Origin of the sequence: Oceanisphaera sp. IT1-181, assembly GCF_033807535.1 — a bacterium.
In the GTDB taxonomy this organism is placed as follows: domain Bacteria; phylum Pseudomonadota; class Gammaproteobacteria; order Enterobacterales; family Aeromonadaceae; genus Oceanimonas.
The window spans coordinates 3,299,970-3,321,759 of record NZ_CP136856.1; the positions used below are offsets into that span (position 1 = coordinate 3,299,970).

22 protein-coding genes are annotated in these 21,790 nt (G+C 48.7%); 14 read left to right on the top strand and 8 right to left on the bottom strand.

The features are described 5' to 3' along the window. The first annotated feature begins 4 nt into the window (after positions 1–4). The 4 genes from R0134_RS14680 to waaA all read left to right on the top strand — a co-directional run bounded on the left by R0134_RS14680 (position 5) and on the right by waaA (position 4,346). Positions 5–913: a glycosyltransferase family 2 protein gene (locus R0134_RS14680; RefSeq protein ID WP_319782697.1), complete on the top strand. Its 909-nt coding sequence runs from the start codon at positions 5–7 to the stop codon at positions 911–913. 103 nt (positions 914–1,016) lie between these two features. Continuing rightward, entirely contained in the window at positions 1,017–2,051 is a 1,035-nt protein-coding gene (gene waaF, locus R0134_RS14685; protein WP_319782698.1) for a lipopolysaccharide heptosyltransferase II, read from the top strand. A 13-nt stretch (positions 2,052–2,064) separates the two neighbouring features. After that, entirely contained in the window at positions 2,065–3,093 is a 1,029-nt protein-coding gene (locus R0134_RS14690) for a glycosyltransferase family 9 protein (protein ID WP_319782699.1), read from the top strand. Further along, entirely contained in the window at positions 3,090–4,346 is a 1,257-nt protein-coding gene (gene waaA / locus R0134_RS14695) for a lipid IV(A) 3-deoxy-D-manno-octulosonic acid transferase (RefSeq protein WP_413641410.1), read from the top strand. The genes R0134_RS14690 and waaA overlap by 4 nt, the downstream gene beginning before the upstream one ends. Before the next feature lie 45 nt (positions 4,347–4,391). Here the strand turns inward: waaA and R0134_RS14700 are convergent, their stop codons facing one another. Next, positions 4,392–5,099 carry a 3-deoxy-D-manno-octulosonic acid kinase gene (locus tag R0134_RS14700; RefSeq protein WP_319782700.1) on the bottom strand — a complete coding sequence of 236 codons (708 nt, stop codon included), beginning with the start codon at positions 5,097–5,099 and terminating at the stop codon, positions 4,392–4,394. 87 nt (positions 5,100–5,186) lie between these two features. Between R0134_RS14700 and R0134_RS14705 the strand changes: the two genes are divergently transcribed. Then, complete coding sequence (locus R0134_RS14705) at positions 5,187–6,248, top strand: glycosyltransferase family 9 protein (RefSeq protein WP_319782701.1); 1,062 nt, start codon at positions 5,187–5,189, stop codon at positions 6,246–6,248. Then, the gene (locus tag R0134_RS14710; protein ID WP_319782702.1) at positions 6,248–7,027 is read left to right on the top strand and encodes a glycosyltransferase family 2 protein; all 780 of its coding nucleotides are present in this window, start codon (positions 6,248–6,250) and stop codon (positions 7,025–7,027) included. Before R0134_RS14705 ends, R0134_RS14710 begins: the two co-directional genes overlap by 1 nt. Here R0134_RS14710 and R0134_RS14715 read toward each other — a convergent pair. Continuing rightward, complete coding sequence (locus R0134_RS14715; protein ID WP_319784384.1) at positions 6,996–8,000, bottom strand: glycosyltransferase family 9 protein; 1,005 nt, start codon at positions 7,998–8,000, stop codon at positions 6,996–6,998. The genes R0134_RS14710 and R0134_RS14715 overlap by 32 nt on opposite strands. Positions 8,001–8,140: 140 nt before the next feature. Here R0134_RS14715 and coaD point away from each other — a divergent pair, with 140 nt between their 5' ends. Next, on the top strand, positions 8,141–8,629 hold the full coding sequence (coaD, locus tag R0134_RS14720; protein ID WP_319782703.1) for a pantetheine-phosphate adenylyltransferase: 489 nt from the start codon (positions 8,141–8,143) through the stop codon (positions 8,627–8,629). 372 nt (positions 8,630–9,001) lie between these two features. On the opposite strand, the gene mutM is transcribed toward coaD, so the two are convergent. From mutM to radC, 4 genes are all read right to left on the bottom strand, one after another. Continuing rightward, the gene (mutM, locus tag R0134_RS14725; RefSeq protein WP_319782704.1) at positions 9,002–9,826 is read right to left on the bottom strand and encodes a bifunctional DNA-formamidopyrimidine glycosylase/DNA-(apurinic or apyrimidinic site) lyase; all 825 of its coding nucleotides are present in this window, start codon (positions 9,824–9,826) and stop codon (positions 9,002–9,004) included. Positions 9,827–9,921: 95 nt separating this feature from the next. Continuing rightward, a complete protein-coding gene (gene rpmG, locus R0134_RS14730) occupies positions 9,922–10,089 on the bottom strand; it encodes a 50S ribosomal protein L33 (protein ID WP_087036289.1) in 168 nt (55 codons plus the stop codon). 11 nt (positions 10,090–10,100) lie between these two features. Then, positions 10,101–10,337, bottom strand: a complete 237-nt coding sequence (gene rpmB / locus R0134_RS14735; protein WP_087036287.1) for a 50S ribosomal protein L28 — start codon at positions 10,335–10,337, stop codon at positions 10,101–10,103. 135 nt (positions 10,338–10,472) lie between these two features. Then, entirely contained in the window at positions 10,473–11,147 is a 675-nt protein-coding gene (radC, locus tag R0134_RS14740) for a RadC family protein (protein WP_087036285.1), read from the bottom strand. 164 nt (positions 11,148–11,311) lie between these two features. Here radC and coaBC point away from each other — a divergent pair, with 164 nt between their 5' ends. The 5 genes from coaBC (at position 11,312) to R0134_RS14765 (ending at position 15,702) form a co-directional block, all read left to right on the top strand. Then, a complete protein-coding gene (gene coaBC / locus R0134_RS14745) occupies positions 11,312–12,553 on the top strand; it encodes a bifunctional phosphopantothenoylcysteine decarboxylase/phosphopantothenate--cysteine ligase CoaBC (RefSeq protein WP_319782705.1) in 1,242 nt (413 codons plus the stop codon). Beyond that, entirely contained in the window at positions 12,537–12,995 is a 459-nt protein-coding gene (dut, locus tag R0134_RS14750; protein ID WP_413641467.1) for a dUTP diphosphatase, read from the top strand. Before coaBC ends, dut begins: the two co-directional genes overlap by 17 nt. Before the next feature lie 16 nt (positions 12,996–13,011). Beyond that, positions 13,012–13,617, top strand: a complete 606-nt coding sequence (gene slmA / locus R0134_RS14755; RefSeq protein ID WP_319782707.1) for a nucleoid occlusion factor SlmA — start codon at positions 13,012–13,014, stop codon at positions 13,615–13,617. A gap of 92 nt (positions 13,618–13,709) precedes the next feature. Continuing rightward, the gene (mscS, locus tag R0134_RS14760) at positions 13,710–14,549 is read left to right on the top strand and encodes a small-conductance mechanosensitive channel MscS (RefSeq protein ID WP_319784385.1); all 840 of its coding nucleotides are present in this window, start codon (positions 13,710–13,712) and stop codon (positions 14,547–14,549) included. Between the two features lie 259 nt (positions 14,550–14,808). Further along, positions 14,809–15,702, top strand: a complete 894-nt coding sequence (locus tag R0134_RS14765) for a chemotaxis protein (RefSeq protein ID WP_319782708.1) — start codon at positions 14,809–14,811, stop codon at positions 15,700–15,702. Between the two features lie 131 nt (positions 15,703–15,833). Here R0134_RS14765 and pyrE read toward each other — a convergent pair whose 3' ends face one another. Both pyrE and rph read right to left on the bottom strand, forming a co-directional pair. Then, positions 15,834–16,475, bottom strand: coding sequence for an orotate phosphoribosyltransferase (pyrE, locus tag R0134_RS14770; RefSeq protein ID WP_319782709.1), 642 nt, complete (start codon positions 16,473–16,475; stop codon positions 15,834–15,836). Positions 16,476–16,582: 107 nt separating this feature from the next. After that, entirely contained in the window at positions 16,583–17,305 is a 723-nt protein-coding gene (gene rph / locus R0134_RS14775) for a ribonuclease PH (RefSeq protein WP_319782710.1), read from the bottom strand. Positions 17,306–17,470: 165 nt separating this feature from the next. Here rph and R0134_RS14780 point away from each other — a divergent pair, with 165 nt between their 5' ends. Both R0134_RS14780 and R0134_RS14785 read left to right on the top strand, forming a co-directional pair. Further along, positions 17,471–18,334 carry a YicC/YloC family endoribonuclease gene (locus tag R0134_RS14780; protein ID WP_319782711.1) on the top strand — a complete coding sequence of 288 codons (864 nt, stop codon included), beginning with the start codon at positions 17,471–17,473 and terminating at the stop codon, positions 18,332–18,334. A gap of 249 nt (positions 18,335–18,583) precedes the next feature. Continuing rightward, entirely contained in the window at positions 18,584–21,787 is a 3,204-nt protein-coding gene (locus tag R0134_RS14785; protein WP_319782712.1) for a DEAD/DEAH box helicase, read from the top strand. Positions 21,788–21,790: the final 3 nt, after the last annotated feature.

Here is a 21,790-nt window from a genome sequence, read left to right on the forward strand (position 1 = left end):
ATTTATGAAAGTTTCGATTGTCATAATAAATTTTAACTCTACCATTCACACTATAAAATGTGTTGAATCAATACTAGAAAAAACAAAAACAGAAATAGAAGTCATTATTGTAGATAACAACTCTGAAGATAAGGAGCGAAATGCGCTAGAATTATGGCATCAGAAACAAAGCAAAAATGTGAAGTATATAAAATCAAAATTAAATACTGGTTTTGCTATGGGCAACATGTTGGGTGCCAATTTTTCCTACGGTGAATATATTTTTTTACTAAATAATGATTGTCTATTACTAAATAGCGCCATCGATAATTTAGTTGAATTTATGGACAAAAATCATAACGTAGGACTAGCGAGTCCTAAAATATTTGACGGCGAAAAAAATTACACTCCATCTTTTAACTATCCTCCTACTGTCGCTAACAAATGGTTAGGTAGCTCTGTCTGCCGGATATTCAATAAAGAAGCATATCCTCCAAGAAAGAAAAAATATCTATCACCGGTATCTGTCCCTATGATTTCCGGCTCTGCAATGTTTTTTCGGAAAAGTTGTTTTAATGAACTGGGGGGGTTAGACACCAACTTTTTCCTTTACTGTGAAGAAGAAGACGTTAGTATTAGAGCGAAAAGAAACGGTTATGATATTTATTATAATCCCGCTGCAGAAATAATTCATTTCTGTGGTGCCAGTACGCAAAGAAGTTTAGATATTGAAAAAGAATTTTATATTTCACTTTTCTATATGTTAGAAAAAAACTATAGCTTACTACCTAGAAATTTAATAAAACTTAGATATATAATTAAAGAACTTAAAAAAGCAACAAAAAACAAAAGACACATGAAAATATTTTTATTCCTGTTAAAAGGCCCATCTTTAACAGAATCAATGCGCCATAAGATGAAATGTAGCCGATAATTATGTTAAACAAATATAAATTGACATGTGTAAAAATAAATTATAGGCGTACACTTTTATCAATTAAACGACTCATCGATTGATAGCTACTAGCGTGAATATTATGAAAATTTTAGTCATAGGCCCGTCTTGGGTTGGCGACATGGTAATGTCACAAAGCCTGTACATTAGTATTAAGCAAGAACACCCTAATGCCGAGCTGCATGTGTTGGCGCCGGCATGGTGCTGTGCTCTTCTGGAGCGCATGCCTGAGGTAGACAAGGCGATCGTCATGCCGCTAGGCCATGGTGATTTTAAGCTGTTCGAACGCTTTCGTCTCGGGCGGCAGCTCAAGGCACAAAACTACGATTGGTCTATCGTGCAGCCTAACTCATTGAAGTCAGCGCTGATCCCGCTATTTTCCGGCATTAAGAAGCGTACCGGTTGGAAAGGCGAATATCGCTATGGCCTACTCAATGACTTACGCAGTAATAAGCGGAGTTTTCCGCTCATGGTTGAGCGCTATGACGCCTTAGCCTACCCCAAAGCGCACATGATAGATAACCATTGCCTGCCAAATTTACCTTGGCCTGCCCTCACTGTTGACCAGAAAAACCAACAACTCGCAGTGGCAGAGCTGCAGTTAGATACGAGTAGGCCAGTATTAAGCCTGTGTCCTGGAGCCGAGTTTGGCCCTTCGAAGCGGTGGCCTGAACAGCATTATGCGGAGGTTGCTAAACAGCAAATTGAGCAAGGTAAACAAGTGTGGATTTTTGGCTCCGCCAAAGATATTACCGTCGCCGAAACTATACGTCATTCTTTGCCAGCAGCATTACAATCCAACTGCCATATTCTGGCAGGCAAAACATCTCTGCACCAAGCCATTGATCTGATGGCGCTAAGCGCTATGGTGGTGTCTAACGACTCCGGATTAATGCATATTGCAGCCGCCTTACAACGCCCTCTGGTTGCTGTCTATGGCTCTACTTCCCCCAAATATACGCCCCCGTTGGCGGAGCAAGTAGCCGTCGTACATACAAATATTGAATGCAGACCCTGCTTTCAACGTGAATGTCCACTAGGTCATTTAAAATGCTTAAAGGACCTAGCGCCACAGCTAGTGATCAATGCTATTAATAAATTACAAGAACGGGAATAGAATGAGAAATCGTATGAAGCATTTATGGTTCGAAAAAGGCGGTTATGCTAATAAGAAAGCTCGTTACTTTTTAGCGAACAACTTCAACCCCGACAATATAAAAAACATTGCCGTGATTAGACATGCCGCATTAGGCGACCAAGTCATTACTCGTCCATTTTTGGTCGAGGCTAGAAAGTTTTTCCCAAACGCTCACATTACGCTCTGTGCCGTATCTAACTATCAGTATGGTATGCCTAGTGATCTTGCAGATAGTGTGCACATCATGCACGGGCCCGATATGAAATCTGAAATAAACCTAGCTGAAAAAATCGCTAATATCAAAAACTTACCTGAACAGGATATTATCTTTGATTTAGCTGCAACTAATAGATCCTACTGGATGACAGCATTATCGAAAGCTACATTGAAGATAGGATTCCCTTACCGTTCTATTTTAAATAAACTTTTATATGATGTAGCCGTTTTTCGATCCGACTTTAGCTCTGAAATAGAGACGATGCTGGATATGCTAAGAATAATCGGTCACAACCCTGAGTATCCATTAGACTTTTCATATCCTAACAATACTGATCATAAAAACATCAGCACACCTTTTATAGTATATTTTAATGGTGCATCTCAAGAATCAAAAATGTATCCAATTACAGAGCAAGCAAAATTATTAGAAAAAGCAGTACAAAAACTCCCTGAATATCAGCATATATTTCTAGAGGGATTAAATAAAAAAGAAAAAGGTGGCACGTTGCAGCACTTAACAAGCCATAAGAACTTCTCCATTCAGCCTTGCCTTGAGTTAGCACAACTAGCTCAATTACTCTCAGAAGCTACCTTAGTGGTAAGCACGGATACGGGCATAAGAAACTTAGCGATTGCCACTCACACGCCCACCGTCGGTATTTTTTATTCAACGGTACCTTTTCGTTATACACCGTCTTATGAATATCATCACATTGTGATGAATGCAGATGCCAGTTTGCCTTCACCTGAGCAAGTATTATCTGGCATAAATACTACTTTGCAGCATCTTAAAACATCATGACTTCTTTGCTGTATAACATATTAACCCACCTTTTTAGCCCAATTTTATTGGCAATATTGTATTGGCCTAAAAAAGGCAAGCCGGGTTTTGGCAAGCGATGGTCTGAGCACTTAGGGTTAGTGCCAACCTCCAGACAACAAAATCCTATTTGGCTACACGCGGTGAGTGTGGGCGAAATCATCGCCGCTACCCCGCTAATCAAAGCTCTGAAGGCCGAATACCCAGAACTGCCAATTCTGGTCACTACTACTACGCGCACCGGTGCTGATTTAGCGGAGAAGCTAGGTGATTTAATCGAGCATCGCTATGCGCCGTTAGACTTTCCTTGGGCGGTGGCGCTGTTTTTGCGGCGCATGCAGCCACGCGCGCTACTGATCATGGAAACTGAGCTCTGGCCCAATTGGCTACAAGCCTGTGGCAAGCGGCAATTGCCGGTTATGGTGTTGAATGCGCGGCTCTCCGCTCGTTCTGCCACTCGCTATCAACGATTTCACGCTGTTTTTAGACTGTTATCAAAAAATATCAGCCACATCGCCTGCCAATATCCCGCAGATGCCCAGCGCTTTTCTGATCTAGGCGTGGCCAACGACAAGCTGAGTGTTACTGGCTCCATTAAGTTTGATATTGATTACGGTGCAGAGGTACATCAACAAGGGCAGCAGTTACGTATACAGCTAGGTATTGAGCGCCCAGTCTGGATTGCCGCTTCAACTCATGAAGGGGAAGATGAACAAATACTGGCGGCTCATAAACAACTATTAACAATACTGCCCGATGCGTTATTGATCTTGGTACCTCGTCATCCGCAGCGTTTCGCTCAAGTGGCGGAATTAGTAAAGCAGCAAAGTTTAACGTTAGTTCGCCGCACTCAGACCACGCTCGTTATTGATAGTCAGGTCTATTTGGGTGATACCATGGGCGAATTACCTATCATGTTAGCAGCCGCTGATATCACCTTTGTGGGGGGCAGTTTAATTGTACGCGGTGGTCATAACTTACTGGAGCCTGCTGCCTTAGCTAAACCGGTACTTACCGGCCCTTCGATATTTAACTTCACTGATATTTATCAAAGGTTGCTTGAGCAGGATGCGCTGATCACGGTAAGCGATGCCATCACCTTATCCGACACCTTAATAATATTATTCAGGGATAAGCCCCGCCGCCTACAGTTAGGCAACAATGCCCTCGATGTGGTAAACGAGAATAAAGGGGCCATTAATAAAACACTGCAATGTATGCAGAATTTTATCTAAAAAAAAGAGCCAAGAGTTGGCTCTTTTTTGTTTAATTTAGATTAATTACTTGGCTTTATAACTATTTAATAAGACGCGCCAATCGGCTTCTTGCCAGTGAAATTCGGGATGTAAGCCTTTCTCTTTGCGAAACGAGCGCAGCAATCTATCCATATTCTCGCGAGTCCAAGTGTTGGGCTGGCGAAAATGGCACTTATCAAAGTCAATCAACCAGACTTTGCCATCGGTATCGAGCAAGATATTGTGGCTATTTAAATCGGCATGATAAAGGCCCGCATCATGAAAGCGGCGAATGGTTTCACCTACGGCTTGCCACTCTTCTTTGGTTAAGGCGCGCTCTTTTAACACGGCGACTAAATCAAGCGAGTTTTCAACCAAGCTCAATATAATATCGGCTCGGTAAACTAAATTGGAGCGCACCATGCGAGCAGCACAAGGGCGAGGGACGGGTAAGCCACGGCGGTATAATTTAGCTAATACGGTAAATTCGGCCATGGCGCGACTTTTAGACTCGGCGACGTGCAAGAAGGTATCTTCCATCACTCGACCTATCATGCCGCCGCGGTAATAATGGCGCAGTACCTTGTCGCACACCGCATCTTTTACAAACCAAGTGGTGTTACGGCCAACGGCTTTGCCACAAATGGCGTTTTGTTCCCGCCAGTAGTCGATCTCAAAAAAATCACGCTGAAATGAGTCAAAACATTCCGGGTCATACCAGATAATTTCTGAACCGTGCTCAATGCGCTCCACTGTCGTTTCCCCCAAGCCGAAAACACAGATTTTACATGGCTGGTCAGCCTTTGCATAATGCCTGACTCAAATTATGGAGATTTCCCTATGGCCTTGTTCGATGCGCCCCCTATTAGTCTCTGTTTATTACGCTTATCTGCCATTGGCGACTGCTGCCATACCATCGCCTTAGTGCAGGCGATACAAAGACAATGGCCAACCACCAAGATCACCTGGATAACGGGCAAGGTTGAAGCTAACTTACTGCAGTTACTGCCAAAGGTAGAGATTATCGTGTTTGATAAGTCGGCCGGATGGCACGCTTACCGCCAGTTGTGGCGAGCACTCAAGGGACGTGAGTTTGATGCGCTACTGCATATGCAGGCGGCACTGCGCGCCAGTATTGCTAGCTTAGGCATACGCGCCAAGTATCGACTCGGCTTCGATAAGTCTCGCGCTAAAGATGGCCAATGGTTATTTACCAATTATAAAGTGGCCCCTCTCGGCGAACATGTGGTGGATGGCTTTATGGCATTTGGCCAAGCCCTCGGCTTAACCGATGTCACGCCCCACTGGTCGCTCGACTTACCCGATGAAGCAGTGCTGTGGGCTAAACCTTATCAAACACAGCAGCCTTTATTATTGATCTGCCCCGCAGCCAGTAAAGCTTATAAAAACTGGACTGCCGAAGGGTACGCCAAGCTTGCCGAGTACGCCCACCACAAAGGCATGAAGGTAGTATTGATTGGCAGCCCAGCTCTGCAAGAACGTGAGCTAGCGGCACAGATCTGCGAATTAACGCCCCATATCACCAAGAATCTGGTCGGGGAGACCAGTCTACCGCAATTATTAGCGTTAATTAAAGTAGCGCGATTAGTAGTAGCACCCGATACAGGGCCAACCCACATGGCGACCCTAGTTGGGACGCCCGTGCTGGGCTTATACGCCCACCATAACCCGGCACGCACCGGTCCCTATTATTGCCGCGATTATGTAGTGAGCGTCTATGACGCCGCTCTCTTGGCTGAAACCGGTAAAACCACCGAACAGCTGCCTTGGCGCACCCGTGTAAAAGACGCGCACGCCATGCAACGTATCGATATTGAGCAAGTTACTGCGCTGTTTGAGCGCATCATCTATGATTTTAATCTATTACAGGAGCCTGTTTAATGAGTACTCGCCCGACCCTAGCCGCGGTATTAATCGTCAAAAACGAAGCCGAAAATTTGGCTGACTGTTTAGCGACCCTAGATTGGGTGGATGAAATTGTAGTATTGGACTCAGGCAGCACAGACGACACCCAAGCGGTGGCGGAATCTGCTGGCGCCCGTTTTTTTGTGAATAGCGAATGGCCGGGCTTTGGTAAGCAACGCCAAATTGCCCAAAGCCATGTGCAGTCCGATTGGGTGCTATGGATAGATGCGGATGAGCGGGTCACTCCAGAGCTTAAAACCAGTATCGAGGCGGCATTAACTAAACCAAAAGCAAATACGGTATATTCGATACCGCGCTTGTCTTGGGTATTTGGTCGTTTTATTCGCCATTGCGGCTGGTATCCGGATCGCGTGCTGCGCCTTTATCCTAAAGCATTAACTGGCTACAACGATGCACTGGTGCATGAAAAAGTGCATATTAACAAAGGCGTTAAAGTTAAAAAGCTGCAGGGGGATCTGCTGCATTATACCTATCAAAACTTAGAGCATTACCTCGTAAAGTCCGCAGGTTATGCGCGGGCATGGGCGGAGCAACGCCAGCTTAGAGGCAAACAAGCATCAATAAGCCAAGGCATTTTCCATGGCCTCGGCTGTTTTATAAAAATGTATGTGCTTAAAGCCGGTTTTCTCGATGGCAAACAAGGTTTTTTATTGAGCGTGCTATCGGCCCATTCGACTTTCGTAAAATACGCAGACTTATGGATTAAGACACATACTCACGGGCCCAAGGAGTAATAGCACTCGCTACCTCGGCCATGTCCACTTGGCTCATGTCTTCCACTTCTGCATTCGCCGGTGGATGAAATGCCAAGTGGCGGCCTTCGCTATTCAGGGGCCGCCAACGCAGTGGTGTGGCCGAGCGGCGCAGCGGGAAAAAACCCACAGTAGGTACATCCAATGCGGCCGCTATATGCAGCGGGCCTGTGCTGCCGGCAATAAACAAGCTGCCACAGGCTAATAATCGGCAAAAGTCCGGCAACGGCAAGTCATGGGCCAGCACTGTCCTTTGACCGGCGGCCCCTTGACCGAGCGCGTCTTGGCCAACTGCGTCTACCACTTGTTGCGCCAACGCTTGCTCGCCAGGCCCTGCGGTGAGCACTGCTTGTAGCTGCGGATAAGCGGCTTGTAGGCGACGAGTCAAGTCCGCGTATTGGGCAATCGATAAGTTATTGGCCGAGCCACCACTGCCTGCGTGCACCAATAACCAAGGCTGGTCCGCGGATATGCCTAATTGCTGCCCTTGGGCGATTTTAAAGTCAGTTAAATCGGCTGCATCAAAGCTCAGATATGGCGCTTGAGGCTCAATAATGGCCAGTTGATTATGCTGTAGAAAAGCGCACACCAGATCTAGGTTATATTCGTATTCGGGCTTAGCCGATTGGGAGCGTCGTTGCTTAACTCTGTGGTTATACAACACTTGGGCTAGCTTGGTGGCCGGCGCCCAACGTTGCTTAATGCCCGCTTGCCACATTAGCTTAGCGTTGCGAAAATTTGAGAACAAGCAGATAACAGCGTCGAATTTGCCAGATTTAAGCATCTTGAGTAACGCTGTTTGCTCAGATTCGCCGGCAGCTTTACCTGGGTCGATAATCACCTCGTCGATACTGGGGCACAGCTCGGCTAAAGGCTGAGTATAACCGGGTACTAACGCCGTTATATGGCAATCAGTAGACGCTTTTAGCAAGGCGAATGCGGGCCACGCCAGCATAAAGTCGCCAATCTTATCGTTACGTACTACTAAAACTCGTTTTGTCACCTGGCTCTCCCACTGGCCGTTATGCGGTACTATTCTACCTCAAGCATTCTACCTCAAACTTTCTGACGGTTGCGCAATTATAAGGAACCAGCATGAGCACTCGAGTTATTTATCCCGGCACCTTCGATCCCATTACCAATGGGCATTTAGATTTAATTGAGCGAGCCTCACAACTGTTTGGCGAGGTAATAGTGGGCGTAGCGTTTAGCCCCAGTAAGAGACCCATGTTTGAGCTAGCAGAGAGAGTGAGCTTAATTAAGGCCGTGACTCAGCAGTTGCCTAATGTGACTGTGGTGGGCTTTTCTGGCTTGTTGATCGACTTGGCTAAAGACCATAACGCCAAGGTATTAGTGCGTGGTTTACGCGCCGTGTCGGACTTTGAATATGAATTTCAGCTGGCCAATATGAATCGCCGTCTGATGCCGGAATTAGAAAGCGTATTTTTAACGCCCGCAGAAGAGAACTCTTTTATTTCGTCTACCTTGGTGAAAGAAGTGGCCATTCACGGCGGCGATATCAGCCAATTTGTACCCGACGCGGTGGCTCAAGCCGTTACTTTGAAGTTAGCCTCTAGCACCTAACTTCGAGCTAAGAGCTAAGACCAAAAACAAACCCCAATCCATTTTTGCAACGGAAGAACACGGAATCTGCGGAAAAATTAAGCTGAGATAAGATCGAAAAGTGACAAGATATTGTTATTGGTAAATCTAGAACAAAGCCTAAGCGGTCAGCTAAAGCGCACGGCGTCTGTAGCCTTGCGCTTTAGCTGCAAGTCCTGAGAAGCAGGATAGTTTGGTCTTACCAATTAAATCCCTTTCAGGTCTGATCTCTATTTTTCCGTGCTTATCGTAAACAGAGAATGTGGGTTGCGTTGCAAATCGATCTTTAGTCTTTTTTGAGCTGGGCGCTCGGCTATGTTTATCTCTTACCCTTCACACTTTACTCCTCCCTCCTCACGCGCCCTTTCTCGGCTGACATCGCGGGCAGAACACGGTGCTGCGCCCGCCCATGCGGATTTCTTGCAATAAGCCGCCACAAGCGCCGCAGGGCTGCTCAGCGCGGCCGTACACTTGTAGCTCTTGGACAAAGTAGCCGGGTTTGCCGTCACTGCCGGTAAAGTCTTTCAGCGTGGTGCCACCCTGCGTGATGGCGCGGGCTAACACTAGCTTGATCTCGATAGTCAAAGCCGCGTATTGCTGCCGCGTCACTTGATTGGCAGGCAGCTCGGGGTGAATACCGGCGCTAAACAAGGACTCGTTAGCATAAATATTACCAACCCCCACTACCACATGGTTATCCATGATGAATTGCTTAACCGCAATTTTCCGTTTCAGGCTGCGTTCAAAGAGATGGCTCGCATGAAAGTCATCGGTCAGCGGTTCAGGTCCTAATTTCGCCAGCAATGCATGCTGGTCGGCGGGCTCTCGGGTCCATAACACGCAGCCAAAACGGCGCGTATCATTAAAGCGTAGCAACTTGCCATTACTCAGCTCAATGTCCACATGATCGTGCTTACCGGGCGGTGTACCGTGATCCAATATGCGCAAATTACCCGACATACCTAAGTGCAAGATGGCAGTGCCCCAATCGGTTTCCAGCAATAAATACTTAGCACGCCGGCGCACGCCGGTAATGGTCAAGCTCACCATTTCTTGCAACTCGCTGGGTACCGGCCAACGCAAGCTCGGATTACGTACCACTATCCGCATCACGGTTTCGCCCAACATAAAGGGAGTGATACCTTGGCGGCTGACTTCAACTTCGGGTAATTCTGGCATTCACGCTCTCCTTCTCGGCATCTGGGCAGTATATCTAAGATAACGGACATAAAAAAACCCAGCCGAAGCTGGGTTTTTTTTAAAGAGAGCAAAATCTATTTGATTTTGCCTTCTTTGTACATTACATGCTGACGAACAACGGGATCAAATTTCTTGATTTCCATTTTTTCAGGCATGTTGCGCTTGTTCTTGGTCGTAGTGTAGAAATGACCAGTACCAGCACTTGAGTTCAGGCGGATCTTCTCGCGAATACCTTTAGCCATCGGTTAACTCCTTAAACTTTTACGCCATTGGCACGCAGGTCTGCTAAGACGCTGTCGATACCTTTTTTGTCGATAATACGCATACCTTTAGTGGTAATGCGCAGTTTTACAAAACGCTTCTCGCTCTCAACCCAAAAGCGGTGGCTTTGCAGGTTAGGCAGGAAACGACGCTTGGTAGCGTTATTGGCGTGCGAGCGGTTGTTACCAACAGCTGGTCGCTTACCAGTTACTTGGCATACTTTAGACATGTCAGTCTTCTCCAAATCTTACTATTTGCTCGAGCAATCAATCACCCCGTTGGCCGTCTATCGGGGCAAAATAAGGCGGCAATTTATACAGTATACCGAGCCCAAGATCAACAAAAAGCCAAAAAATGCAGCAATTTATAGCCAACCGCGCTCGGCAAACGAGACGGTTTCGCCGTCTCCCACCACTAAATGATCTAATACGCGAATATCCAGCAACCCTAAGGCGGCTTGAATACGTTCAGTAATTAAACGATCGGCATGACTGGGCTCGGCGACCCCGGACGGATGATTATGCACCAAAATCACCGCCGCGGCACCCCGTTTCAGCACTAGAGAGACGATTTCTCGCGGATACACAGCTGCCGCGTCCAAAGTACCGAAAAATAACTCATTAAACTCGATAACCCGGTGCTGATTATCAAGCAGTAATAATGCGAATACTTCCCTCGCCTGATCCCGCAATCGCGACTGTAAAAACATTCGTGTCAGCTCAGGATTAGTGAGGGCGTTGGCCCGCATCAGCTTTTCATCTAAAAAGCGGCGCATCAGCTCTTGGCTAGCCTGCAATTGCACATATTTGGCCAAACCCAAACCAGGCTTTTCGCAAAAGCTTTGCTGATCGGCCAACAGTAATTGCCTAAGCGAACCAAATTGCTCTAATAAGGCGCGCGCCAAGCTCACCGCATCCATGCCTTTGGTACCGGTACGTAAAAATATCGCCAATAATTCTGCATCCGATAAACTGCTTGGCCCGCGGCTCAATAGTTTTTCTCGGGGCCGCTCGCCTAACGGCCAATTTTTAATGCTCATCACCACCTCCTTGTCGTAATGAATCATCGGCTATAAACGCTGGGAGTATCGATTTAGGGTCGCGGGGCCGATTAGCTCTAAGACTAGCCTAAAGCCTGAGAGAGACCGCCAACGGCAATTTTTTATGATAATCTTGCCGTTCGGTCAGCAGGGGGAAAACAGTGATGTCATTAGTAGGAAAACGTATTTTAATCGGCGTGAGCGGCGGTATTGCGGCCTATAAAAGTGCCGAGCTGGTGCGCCGACTTAAAGAGCGCCATGCCCAAGTAAGAGTAGTTATGACTGACTCCGCCAAGGCCTTTATCACGCCGCTCACCCTGCAAGCCGTCTCCGGTGAGCCGGTGTCTGATGCCTTGCTAGACTCCGCCGCTGAAGCGGGCATGGGCCATATTGAGCTGGCCAAATGGGCCGACTTAATCCTGATCGCGCCGGCCAGCGCCAATACCTTAGCGCGACTTACCGCAGGGCTGGCCGATGATTTACTCACCACCTTGTGCTTAGCCACGCCGGCCCCCTTGGCGGTGGCGCCCGCCATGAATCAGCAGATGTATCGCCACGCGGCCACTCAGCACAACCTAAGGGTGCTGCATGAGCGGCACGTGAATATTTGGGGCCCAGCGCAAGGTGCACAAGCCTGTGGCGACATAGGTTCTGGCCGCATGTTAGAGCCTATGGAGTTAGTGGCTTTAATCGAGCAGCATTTTTTGCACTCAGATTCTTTGCATGCAGATTTATTGCCACCCACCGGCCAACTTTTAGCGGGCCTTAAGCTGATGCTTACCGCAGGCCCCACCCGCGAAGCATTAGATCCGGTACGTTTTTTGTCTAATCACAGTTCAGGAAAAATGGGCTTCGCACTGGCTGCAGCAGCCCAGGCTCTGGGCGCCGAGGTCACCCTAGTGACCGGTCCTGTCGCCTTAACTACCCCTGCTGGCGTAACCCGCATCGATGTAGAAAGTGCCAAGCAAATGCAGGCCGCCGTGATGCAGACTATTCATCAGCAGCAGATTTTTATCGCCTGTGCCGCCGTGGCCGATTACGCACCCAAAACCGTATCCAGCCAAAAGATTAAAAAAACCAGCGTCGATACGCTGGTCATAGAATTGACCAAAAACCCCGATATAGTGGCGGGCGTAGCGGCCTTGGCCGATAAGCCCTTTACGGTAGGGTTTGCCGCCGAGACCCAAGATGTAGAAACTTATGCACGCGATAAGCTCAGCCGTAAAAAATTAGATATGATAGCCGCCAATAACGTGGCGCTGGCCGGCCAAGGCTTTAATAGTGATGACAATGCGCTCAGCGTATTCTGGCCCAGCGGCCACGTGGACTTACCGCTCACCAATAAAAATCAATTAGCACACCATCTTCTCACCCTAATAGCAGAACGATATTATGACTCCCATTGAACTGAAAATTCTTGACCCTAGAGTGGGCACCGACCTCCCCCTGCCCGCCTATGCCACACCTGGCTCTGCTGGGCTGGACTTGCGCGCCTGTTTAGATGCGCCGCTCACGCTCGCGCCCGGTGAAACGCAGCTTTTGCCGACGGGTATGGCGATTCACATTAAAGACCCAGGCCTGTGCGCCACCATTTTACCGCGCTCAGGGCTGGGGCATAAACACGGCATAGTATTGGGCAACTTAGTGGGCCTGATTGACTCCGACTATCAAGGTCAGTTAATGGTCTCTTGCTGGAACAGAGGGAGCGCATCATTCACCATAGAGCCCGGTGAGCGCATCGCACAACTGGTTATTTTGCCGGTGGTGCAAGCACAATTTACACTCGTTAATGAGTTTGACCAAAGCGAACGGGGAGAAGGCGGTTTCGGCTCTTCTGGTCGCCAATAATCGAGTAAGCACCGCTATGACCACACCTCAACCAAAAATAAATCGCCGTGAGCAAATTCTTCAAGCTCTGGCTCATATGCTGGAAGCAAGTCCTGGGCAGCGCATCACCACGGCTAAACTCGCTGCCGAAGTGGGGGTGTCTGAGGCGGCTTTATATCGGCATTTTCCCAGTAAGGCACGGATGTTCGAGGGTTTAATCGACTTTATCGAAGAAACCCTGTTCTCGCGTATTAACCTGATCTTGCACGATGAAAAAGCCAGCGCCCTGCGACTACGTTACATCATGCAGTTGATTTTAGGCTTTTGTGAACGTAACCCTGGCATTACTCGCTTACTTAATGGCGACGCCCTGCAAGGCGAGCACGAGCGCTTGTTAGCCCGCATCAATCAGCTGTTTGAACGCCTTGAGACCCAATTCAAGCAAGTGATGCGTGAGCGCAAGTTATACGAAGGAGAAGGGTTTGCTGCCGATGAAAAAGTATTAGCCAATCTACTGTTGGCCTATATTGAGGGACGCATTAATCAATATGTGCGTAGCCAATTTCGCATTAAGCCTACGCTCTACTTTGAGGATCATTGGCAACTGCTACTGATGCAGATCACTCCCGTCGCCGCTGAATAACACCACATATATTAAGTGATGCCATTCATCATGCTCCTCGAGTGTTATTGACTGGCATCACCAAGCAGAGAAAGCACATGGATACTAATACCCTGACCCCTGAAGTCATTAATCAGGCCCAAAGCTGGATAATAAATAACCAAAGCTTGTTACTCAGCTACGGCGTTAATATCGTCGCCGCTATTATCACCTTAATGATCGGCTTTATGCTGGTGAGAACCCTGACCAATGGCGTTAATTCACTGCTAAAAAAACGCAATATTGATAATACGATTTCTGACTTTATTACCAGCATGATCAAATATGCCCTGCTGGCGTTTGTCATTATCGCCGCTCTTGGCCGAGTAGGCGTACAAACCGCTTCCTTTGTCGCCATTATTGGTGCTGCTGGCCTCGCTGTTGGCTTGGCCTTGCAGGGCTCTTTGTCCAACTTTGCCGCCGGCGTAATGCTGATTGGTTTTCGGTTTTTTAAGGCCGGTGATTACATAGAAGCGGCAGGTACTGCAGGGACAGTACGTTCGGTACAAATATTTACCACTATTTTGATGACGGCCGATAACCGTATGATAGTGGTGCCCAACGCTAAAATATTAAATGATAAAATCATTAATGTTTCCAGAGAGAAAACTCGCCGCCTCGACTTAGAAATAGGCGTGTCTTACAGTGCCGATTTAAAGTTAACCAAAGAGGTATTGGAGCGCATTATTAACGAAGACCCACGCGTACTGCCAGAGCCCGCACCTCGCATTGCGGTCAGCAACTTGGGCGCGTCTTCGGTCGATATTATTGTGCGCCCTTGGGTGAATGCCACGGATTATTGGGCACTGAAATTCGATTTACTCGAGAAGATTAAAAACGAGCTAGATGCCAACAACATCGGCATCCCGTTCCCACAAATGGATGTGCACCTTATCAAAAGTGACGTCGCATAAGGTTTAGCTCTGAGATAAAGCCGCTAAAAAAAGCGGCTTTTTTTTAGCGGTTTGTCTCGTGTTTAGCCTCACTTGGCTTGCAAATTTCAGCTTCTAATTTATCGCTCATGAAGCAGCCGATTATTTGTAGTTCCTGCTAGCTTGCTCACCCTTTTTGGCTGGACTTACCAAGTTGGCGTTTCATATAATCTCGCCTGCAAATACCGCCCGTACTCCTTGTCAGGTGTCCATTCTGCAAATTAAACGAGTATGTGAATGTATGAGTAAACATCCCAAGCAGCTGCAAAAACTGCTGCTGTTTCAATTAGCCGGCACGCGCTTATTTGGCTTAGGTACGCTGAAAATTCGCGAAATCATGCCGTTACCTCGCTTGGCCAAACTTCCCAGTAGTCAGAGTACCGTGATTGGTACCGCCACTTTTAGAGGTTCGGCCCTGCCAGTGATAGATATGGCTGCAGCCATCGGCTATGCGCCGTTAACAGTTGAAGAGCGCGCCACCGCGTCTGTGATTGTCACCGATGTGAATCGTAAAGAGATAGGCTTTATGGTGCGCAAGGTGCAGCGCATCGTGGAAACCGACTGGAAAGATGTGTCACCCCCACCCAAGGCGTTAGGCAAAAACGCCTTTATTACTGGGCTGGTGACCATAGATAGCGACTTAATTCAGTTGCTGGATTTAGAGCTACTGTTGGCCAAAGTCTATCCTGAATCGCTCAATAGCAAAGATGTGCTGCTCAATGATATGGAAGTAGAGACCCTGCGCGGCTTATCGATCCTACTAGTGGATGACTCCATCGTGGCCCGCAAGCAGTTGAGTGATGTATTGGATCGTAAAAATATCGGCTATCAGGTGACGCATGATGGCAGTGATGCCATGGCGCGCATCTTAGAAGCGCAAGCCAGCGGCAGGCCGATAGATATTCTAGTGAGCGACATTGAGATGCCGGGGCTCGACGGTTACGAGCTGGCTTTTCAAGTGCGCAACAATCCTAGCCTGCATCAGCCCTGGATTATTTTGCACTCCTCGCTGAGCAGCGAGATGAGCCTGAGCTATGCGGAGCAAGTAGGTGCCGATAGAGCTTTGACCAAATTCGATGCCCACGAGCTACTGCACACTATGCTAGGTGCCGCCGCGGTTCGCCAAGCCAACTAGACAGCTACATAAACAAATAGCTAAATAAAAAGGGAAACGCTAAGTTTCCCTTTTTTCATGCTCTGAACCCATCCATCAGCTGTTACGGCAAGCTTTACTCGTTCGCTCCAAGCAACGGATGTTAGCGACCATTAGATACCGTACTGCTGACGATACGCTTGTACGCGCACCAAATGTTCGGCCATGGCCGGTTGCTCGCTCAAGTACTCCACCAAGTCGGCCAGCGAAATAATGGCGGTGACTTCTGCATTGTAATCGCGCTCAACTTCTTGAATGGCAGATAACTCGCCTTTGCCTTTTTCTTGGCGATCTAGGGCTATCAGCACACCGGCTAAACTCGCGCCATTAGCAGCTATGATATCCATCGATTCACGAATCGCAGTGCCTGCCGTGATCACGTCGTCCACTAACATGATGCGTCCTTTCAGCGGACTGCCCACTAAGTTGCCGCCTTCGCCGTGAGTTTTGGCTTCTTTACGGTTAAAGCAATAGGGTACGTCTTGGTCGTGTATTTCTGCTAACTGTACGGCGGTGGCGCTGGCAATGGGAATGCCTTTGTACGCAGGGCCAAACAGCACATCATATTGAATATTAGCGTCCACTAACGCTGCCGCGTAAAAGCGACCTAAACGGGCCAAGTCACGGCCGCTATTAAACAAGCCCGCATTAAAGAAATAAGGGCTAATCCGACCGGATTTCAGGGTAAACTCGCCGAACTTAAGCACATCTTTGCTCATGGCAAACTCAATAAACTCACGCTGATAAGCTTTCATCAATTTTTCTCTCAAGTGTGTTATCTCGACTCGCAGCTAATGCGGCCATTGCAAACCTTAAACATATTTTTGCGAAGAAATCTTTAGTTTTTGTTCTTTACGAATTCTTAGGCCGCTATCGCTTGGCGCTGAATGGCCACTAACTCATCTATGGACTTACGCGCCAAGGCCAGCATGGCCAGCAACTGCTCATGGGTAAAAGGGGCGCCTTCTGCGGTGCCCTGCACTTCAATCATGTTGCCTTCGGCTGTCATCACTACGTTCATATCAGTTTCGGCCGCAGAGTCTTCAGTGTATTCCAAATCCGACACCGCTTGGCCGTCGACCATACCCACCGAAATCGCCGCAACTAGAGTTTTCATCGGGTCTGTGGTGATCATGCCTTTCGCCTTCATCCACGCCAGTGCTTGGGCCAATGCCACACAAGCGCCGGTAATAGCTGCGGTACGGGTGCCGCCGTCTGCTTGGATCACATCGCAATCCACCACTATGGTGTATTCGCCTAACTTTTTCAGATCCATGGCCGCACGTAACGAGCGACCAATCAGGCGCTGAATTTCCATAGTCCGGCCGCCTTGCTTGCCGCTGGCGGCTTCGCGGTTCATGCGGCTGTGGGTGGAACGTGGCAACATGCCATATTCCGCCGTCACCCAACCTTGGCCTTTGCCCCGTAAGAAACGCGGTACGCCTTTTACGACCGAGGCGGTGCACAGCACCTTGGTATGACCAAACTCTACCAACACAGAGCCTTCCGCATGGCGGGTATAATTAGAGGTGATGGTAACGACGCGCATTTCATCAACCGCGCGGCCGCAGGCTCGTGTAGACATGGTATTCTCCAATGAGGATAAATCGCGCGCCGTGAGGCTTAAGCGATTCTTATAAAGACGACATTATAAAGAAACTACCGGCGCATTGCATGTGCTCACCATTGCCGCAAGTCGGTGGCGGTGTCACACTTAAGCGCTTCACGTGCAACTAATATTGAGAGCCACATGATCCACAGTATGACCGCCTATGCGCGACAAGAATTTAAACAAGATTGGGGCACCGCCGTTTGGGAAATCCGCTCGGTAAACCAGCGCTACTTAGAAATCTACACGCGCTTACCCGAGCAATTTCGCAGCCTAGAGCCGCTAGTGCGCGAAAAACTGCGTGCCCGTTTACAGCGCGGCAAGGTGGAATGCGGCCTGCGCTTTGAGTCTAACTTGGCTAATCAAGGCCAGTTGCAAATGAATAAAGCACTGGCCAAACAGCTGATTGAAGGTGCCGACTGGATAATGGAAGAAGCCAGCCAAGGCGCCTTAAATCCAGTCGATATTTTACGCTGGCCGGGTGTAATGGAAGCGCAAGCCCAAGACATGGACGCGCTGAGCAATGAGCTGATTGCTTGCCTAGATAAAGTGGTGGATGATTTTCTCGACGCTCGCGCCAGCGAAGGTGACAAGCTAAAAGATCTGATTGAGCTGCGCTTATCCGGCATCGAGCAAGAAGTCGATAAAGTGAAAACCCAAATGCCCGCCATCATGGCGTGGCAGCGCCAACGCCTGCAAGACCGCTTTGAAGAAGCCAAGATTGAACTTGATCCCCAGCGTGTCGAGCAAGAAATGGTGTTATTGGCACAAAAAGTGGACGTGGCTGAAGAGCTAGATCGCTTAGTGACGCACATTGGCGAAACCCGCAAGATCCTGAAAAAAGGCGGCGCCTGCGGTCGACGATTGGACTTTATGATGCAAGAGTTCAACCGCGAGTCCAATACGCTAGGCTCTAAGTCGATCAGCACCGATATAACTAATTCCGCAGTAGAAATGAAAGTATTAATCGAGCAAATGCGCGAGCAGATCCAGAATATCGAATAACTATTCTGGCAGCTGCCTATTTCAGGTAAGACGTTACCAAGCCCCTATCCAGGGGCTTTTTTATGCGCATATTAAGGCTGCTGCATTAGGATTGATGCTCTCATTGACCGCGCCGCGCCTTAAGCCCTACCTTGCTAGGATTAATAATGACCACCTAAGCTAGCGCTTTGTATTTGTCGAACGCCAGCCTAGGTATTAAAGTAAGCCCGCCTTTATTCACCATTTTTATTTTAAACAAGAGCCGCACCCATGCAATTCACCCTAGACGATATCAAACAGATGACCAGCCCTGCAGCCTTTGCACGAGGTAAGGCCTATTTTGAACAACATAAGGTGATATTTAGCCAACTGGATGCGGCGAATGAGCAGATTGTGGCCGAAGTTGAGGGCACTGAGCCTTACCCCTATGAGGTGTTCTTATTCTGGGAAGATAAAGAGCTAACATCTGACTGCAGTTGCCCAGTGGGATACAACTGCAAGCATGGAGTGGCGGCCGGATTGCACTGGTTAAGCACTCATTCCAAGGCTCAATCAAAGACACAACAACTCACATCAAGTACAGAGCCCGATGCCAGCCTAAACCAGTGGCTAACTACGCTGTATGATGAGGTTGAGCATCATAATGTTGAGGCGACATTAGTGCCTGGCCGACATTATCTGCTGTATCAGTTGGAAGCAGATCAGGGCCAGCATCAAATTTTATTGCTTAAGGCTTACCTTAAAAAAAACGGCAAATGGAGTCAGCAGCAAAGTATCCCGTCCGACCATGCGACTTGGAATGCGCCGAGTTTTTACCTGCCACAAGACAGAGATATTGTACAAAAACTGCAAATATTACAACGACAAGGATCACAGCAACAAGCCGCCACCAGATTACGGCTAGCAGGGAGTGAAGGCGCACAAATATTAGAGCAAATGCTGCTCAGCCAACGCCTAATCTTAGCTGACTATCGGACACTACAAACCGGCCAGCGGCGGGCACTCAGCTGGCAGTGGCAAGCATCAAACTCAGAGCAACGCCTAACCGCCGAGCTGGAGGACTTGACTCACTGGGAGCCGATTGCGGTGACACCGCCCAGCTACCTAGACAGATATAACGCCGCCATTGGCGAGATAGTTACCTCGCTCACCAGCTCACAGCTGACTCACTTATATAACATGCCGCCGGTGCCGAATGAACAGATGGCCATTACCGCCGCACAGCTGCGGCGTGTATTTACGCCTAAGCAGCTGCCGCTGACCGAAGAGCCGCAATTAATCAAAGAATCGACACCCATACCGCACCTGACGCTGACGATGGTGCCAGGCCTGAACGGCGTTCAGCTACCTGGCACAGAGCTCCACTTCGACTACGGCCCCATCACCATAGCACCCAGTCATCTAGGCAACCCTACTGCGGATTTACCCGTGCAGGAGCACGACGGTCGCGCCTATCTTATTGAACGTAATGAAAAATCCGAAATCGACTATGGGCTGCAACTACACGACCTAGGCTTATGGCCCAATGCCGTACCCAAAGATACGGAGCTAAAAGAGATCTGGTTGCCCAATACCGGTGATGCAGTGCAAGCACTACAACAATGGCAGCAGTTTTCGGAGCAAGACTTGCCAGTGCTGGAACGCCAAGGTTGGCGTATTAGTAAGGCTCCTGATTACCGATTCGAGATCCAAGACGCCCGCTTCGATATTGAACTGCAAGACCAGCATAATAACTGGTTCGATTTTTCACTTGGTTTACAAACAGGCGACACCAAGCTCGACACCATGGAGGTGATCGGCGCTTGGTTTAAGGCTGATATGCCGAACGAACTGTTTATGCCAGTCGGCGACGATTGGCTACGCATTGATACCCAGCCGTTATGGACCATACGCGATCTCTTACAGGAACTCTTCAACAAAGACTTGCTCGACCGCCCGGTGAGTCTGCCAGGCTTTCAGGCGGCACAGTTTCAAGGTATGGAACTCAACGATCGTCAAGCCCCCTTAACTCGCGCCATGATGGAGCAACTACAGGACTTCACCGGCTTGCAAACGGTGCCTATGCCTATTGGACTTAAAGCCGAGCTGCGCCCCTATCAACAACAAGGGTTGGACTGGCTGGTGTTTCTGCATCGTTATGGCTTAGGCGGCATTCTTGCCGACGACATGGGTTTGGGCAAAACCTTGCAAGCCTTAGCGCTGATCCAACACCTCAAAGAAACCGGCCAACTGCAGCAAGCGGCCATGATCTTAGCGCCCACCAGCCTAGTGGGTAACTGGCAACATGAAGCCGCGCGCTTCGCGCCGGATCTCAAAGTATTGGTGATTCACGGGCCTAAGCGCCATGGTGCCTTCGAACAGATTGACGACCACGACTTAGTGATCACCACTTACCCCTTATTGCTACGCGATGGCGAACACTACGCTGCACACCATTTTTCCGTACTGGTGCTGGATGAAGCCCAAGCCATCAAAAATCCCATTACCAAAGTCGCACAACAGGTGCGTGAGCTTAAGGGCGGCTTACGGCTGTGCCTGAGTGGTACGCCGCTAGAAAATCATCTCGGCGAGCTGTGGGCGTTGATGGACTTCGTGCTGCCCGGCCTGCTCGGTGGCCGCAGCCGTTTCAATCGTAGCTATCGCCAGCCTATCGAAAACGAAGGCAATCGCCAGCGCCAACAAGAGCTAGGCCAGAAACTGGCGCCCTTTATGTTGCGCCGCACCAAGGCCGAAGTGGTGAAAGAGTTGCCGGCAAAAACCGAGATTACTCAGTACGTAGAGTTGCAGGGCAAACAGCGAGCTTTATATGAAGGTATTCGCATCAGCATGGAAAAACGGCTACGTACTCTGGTCGCCCAAAAAGGCATGGCCCGCAGCCATATCGAATTTCTCGACGCTTTGCTTAAATTACGCCAAGCCTGCATCGATCCGCGCTTAGTTAAGTTAGAGAAAGCTGCCGATATCAAAGAGCATGCCAAGCTCGACTGGCTAACCGACGCTATTCCGCGAATGCTGACAGAAGGCCGTAACTTGCTGATATTTTCGCAATTTACTGGAGTGTTAGACTTAGTAGAAGCCGATCTAAAGCGGCAAAAAATCGCTTATAGCAAGTTGACCGGTAAGACCCGCAAACGTCAGGAAGCTATCGATCGTTTTCAACAAGGCGAGGCACGAGTATTTTTAATCAGCCTTAAGGCCGGCGGCAGCGGCTTGAATTTAACGGCAGCAGACGTAGTAATACACGTGGATCCTTGGTGGAATCCGGCGGTAGAAAATCAGGCCACCGACCGCGCCCATCGTATCGGCCAAGACAAACCGGTGTTTGTGTATAAATTAGTCGCCGCCGATACCGTAGAAGAGCGCATTCAGCAGATGCAGCAACAGAAACAAGCACTGGCCGATGCCCTGTTCAGCGACACCAGCAGCGCCGGCCTGCCCGCAGATTCAGAAAGCTTATTGGCGCTGCTGAGCTAAATT

Bases quoted from the DNA above. Each gene is read 5' to 3' on its own strand.
- radC (WP_087036285.1), bottom strand. From the start codon at position 11,147: ATGAGCATTAAAAATTGGCCGTTAGGCGAGCGGCCCCGAGAAAAACTA.
- R0134_RS14780 (WP_319782711.1), top strand. From the start codon at position 17,471: ATGATCCACAGTATGACCGCCTATGCGCGACAAGAATTTAAACAAGAT.
- rpmB (WP_087036287.1), bottom strand. From the start codon at position 10,337: ATGTCTAAAGTATGCCAAGTAACTGGTAAGCGACCAGCTGTTGGTAAC.
- R0134_RS14705 (WP_319782701.1), top strand. From the start codon at position 5,187: ATGGCCTTGTTCGATGCGCCCCCTATTAGTCTCTGTTTATTACGCTTA.
- waaF (WP_319782698.1), top strand. From the start codon at position 1,017: ATGAAAATTTTAGTCATAGGCCCGTCTTGGGTTGGCGACATGGTAATG.
- R0134_RS14765 (WP_319782708.1), top strand. From the start codon at position 14,809: ATGAGTAAACATCCCAAGCAGCTGCAAAAACTGCTGCTGTTTCAATTA.
- coaBC (WP_319782705.1), top strand. From the start codon at position 11,312: ATGTCATTAGTAGGAAAACGTATTTTAATCGGCGTGAGCGGCGGTATT.
- waaA (WP_413641410.1), top strand. From the start codon at position 3,090: ATGACTTCTTTGCTGTATAACATATTAACCCACCTTTTTAGCCCAATT.
- R0134_RS14785 (WP_319782712.1), top strand. From the start codon at position 18,584: ATGCAATTCACCCTAGACGATATCAAACAGATGACCAGCCCTGCAGCC.
- R0134_RS14710 (WP_319782702.1), top strand. From the start codon at position 6,248: ATGAGTACTCGCCCGACCCTAGCCGCGGTATTAATCGTCAAAAACGAA.
- rpmG (WP_087036289.1), bottom strand. From the start codon at position 10,089: ATGGCTAAAGGTATTCGCGAGAAGATCCGCCTGAACTCAAGTGCTGGT.
- coaD (WP_319782703.1), top strand. From the start codon at position 8,141: ATGAGCACTCGAGTTATTTATCCCGGCACCTTCGATCCCATTACCAAT.
- mutM (WP_319782704.1), bottom strand. From the start codon at position 9,826: ATGCCAGAATTACCCGAAGTTGAAGTCAGCCGCCAAGGTATCACTCCC.
- rph (WP_319782710.1), bottom strand. From the start codon at position 17,305: ATGTCTACACGAGCCTGCGGCCGCGCGGTTGATGAAATGCGCGTCGTT.
- R0134_RS14680 (WP_319782697.1), top strand. From the start codon at position 5: ATGAAAGTTTCGATTGTCATAATAAATTTTAACTCTACCATTCACACT.
- R0134_RS14715 (WP_319784384.1), bottom strand. From the start codon at position 8,000: ATGCTGGCGTGGCCCGCATTCGCCTTGCTAAAAGCGTCTACTGATTGC.
- R0134_RS14690 (WP_319782699.1), top strand. From the start codon at position 2,065: ATGAAGCATTTATGGTTCGAAAAAGGCGGTTATGCTAATAAGAAAGCT.
- slmA (WP_319782707.1), top strand. From the start codon at position 13,012: ATGACCACACCTCAACCAAAAATAAATCGCCGTGAGCAAATTCTTCAA.
- pyrE (WP_319782709.1), bottom strand. From the start codon at position 16,475: ATGAAAGCTTATCAGCGTGAGTTTATTGAGTTTGCCATGAGCAAAGAT.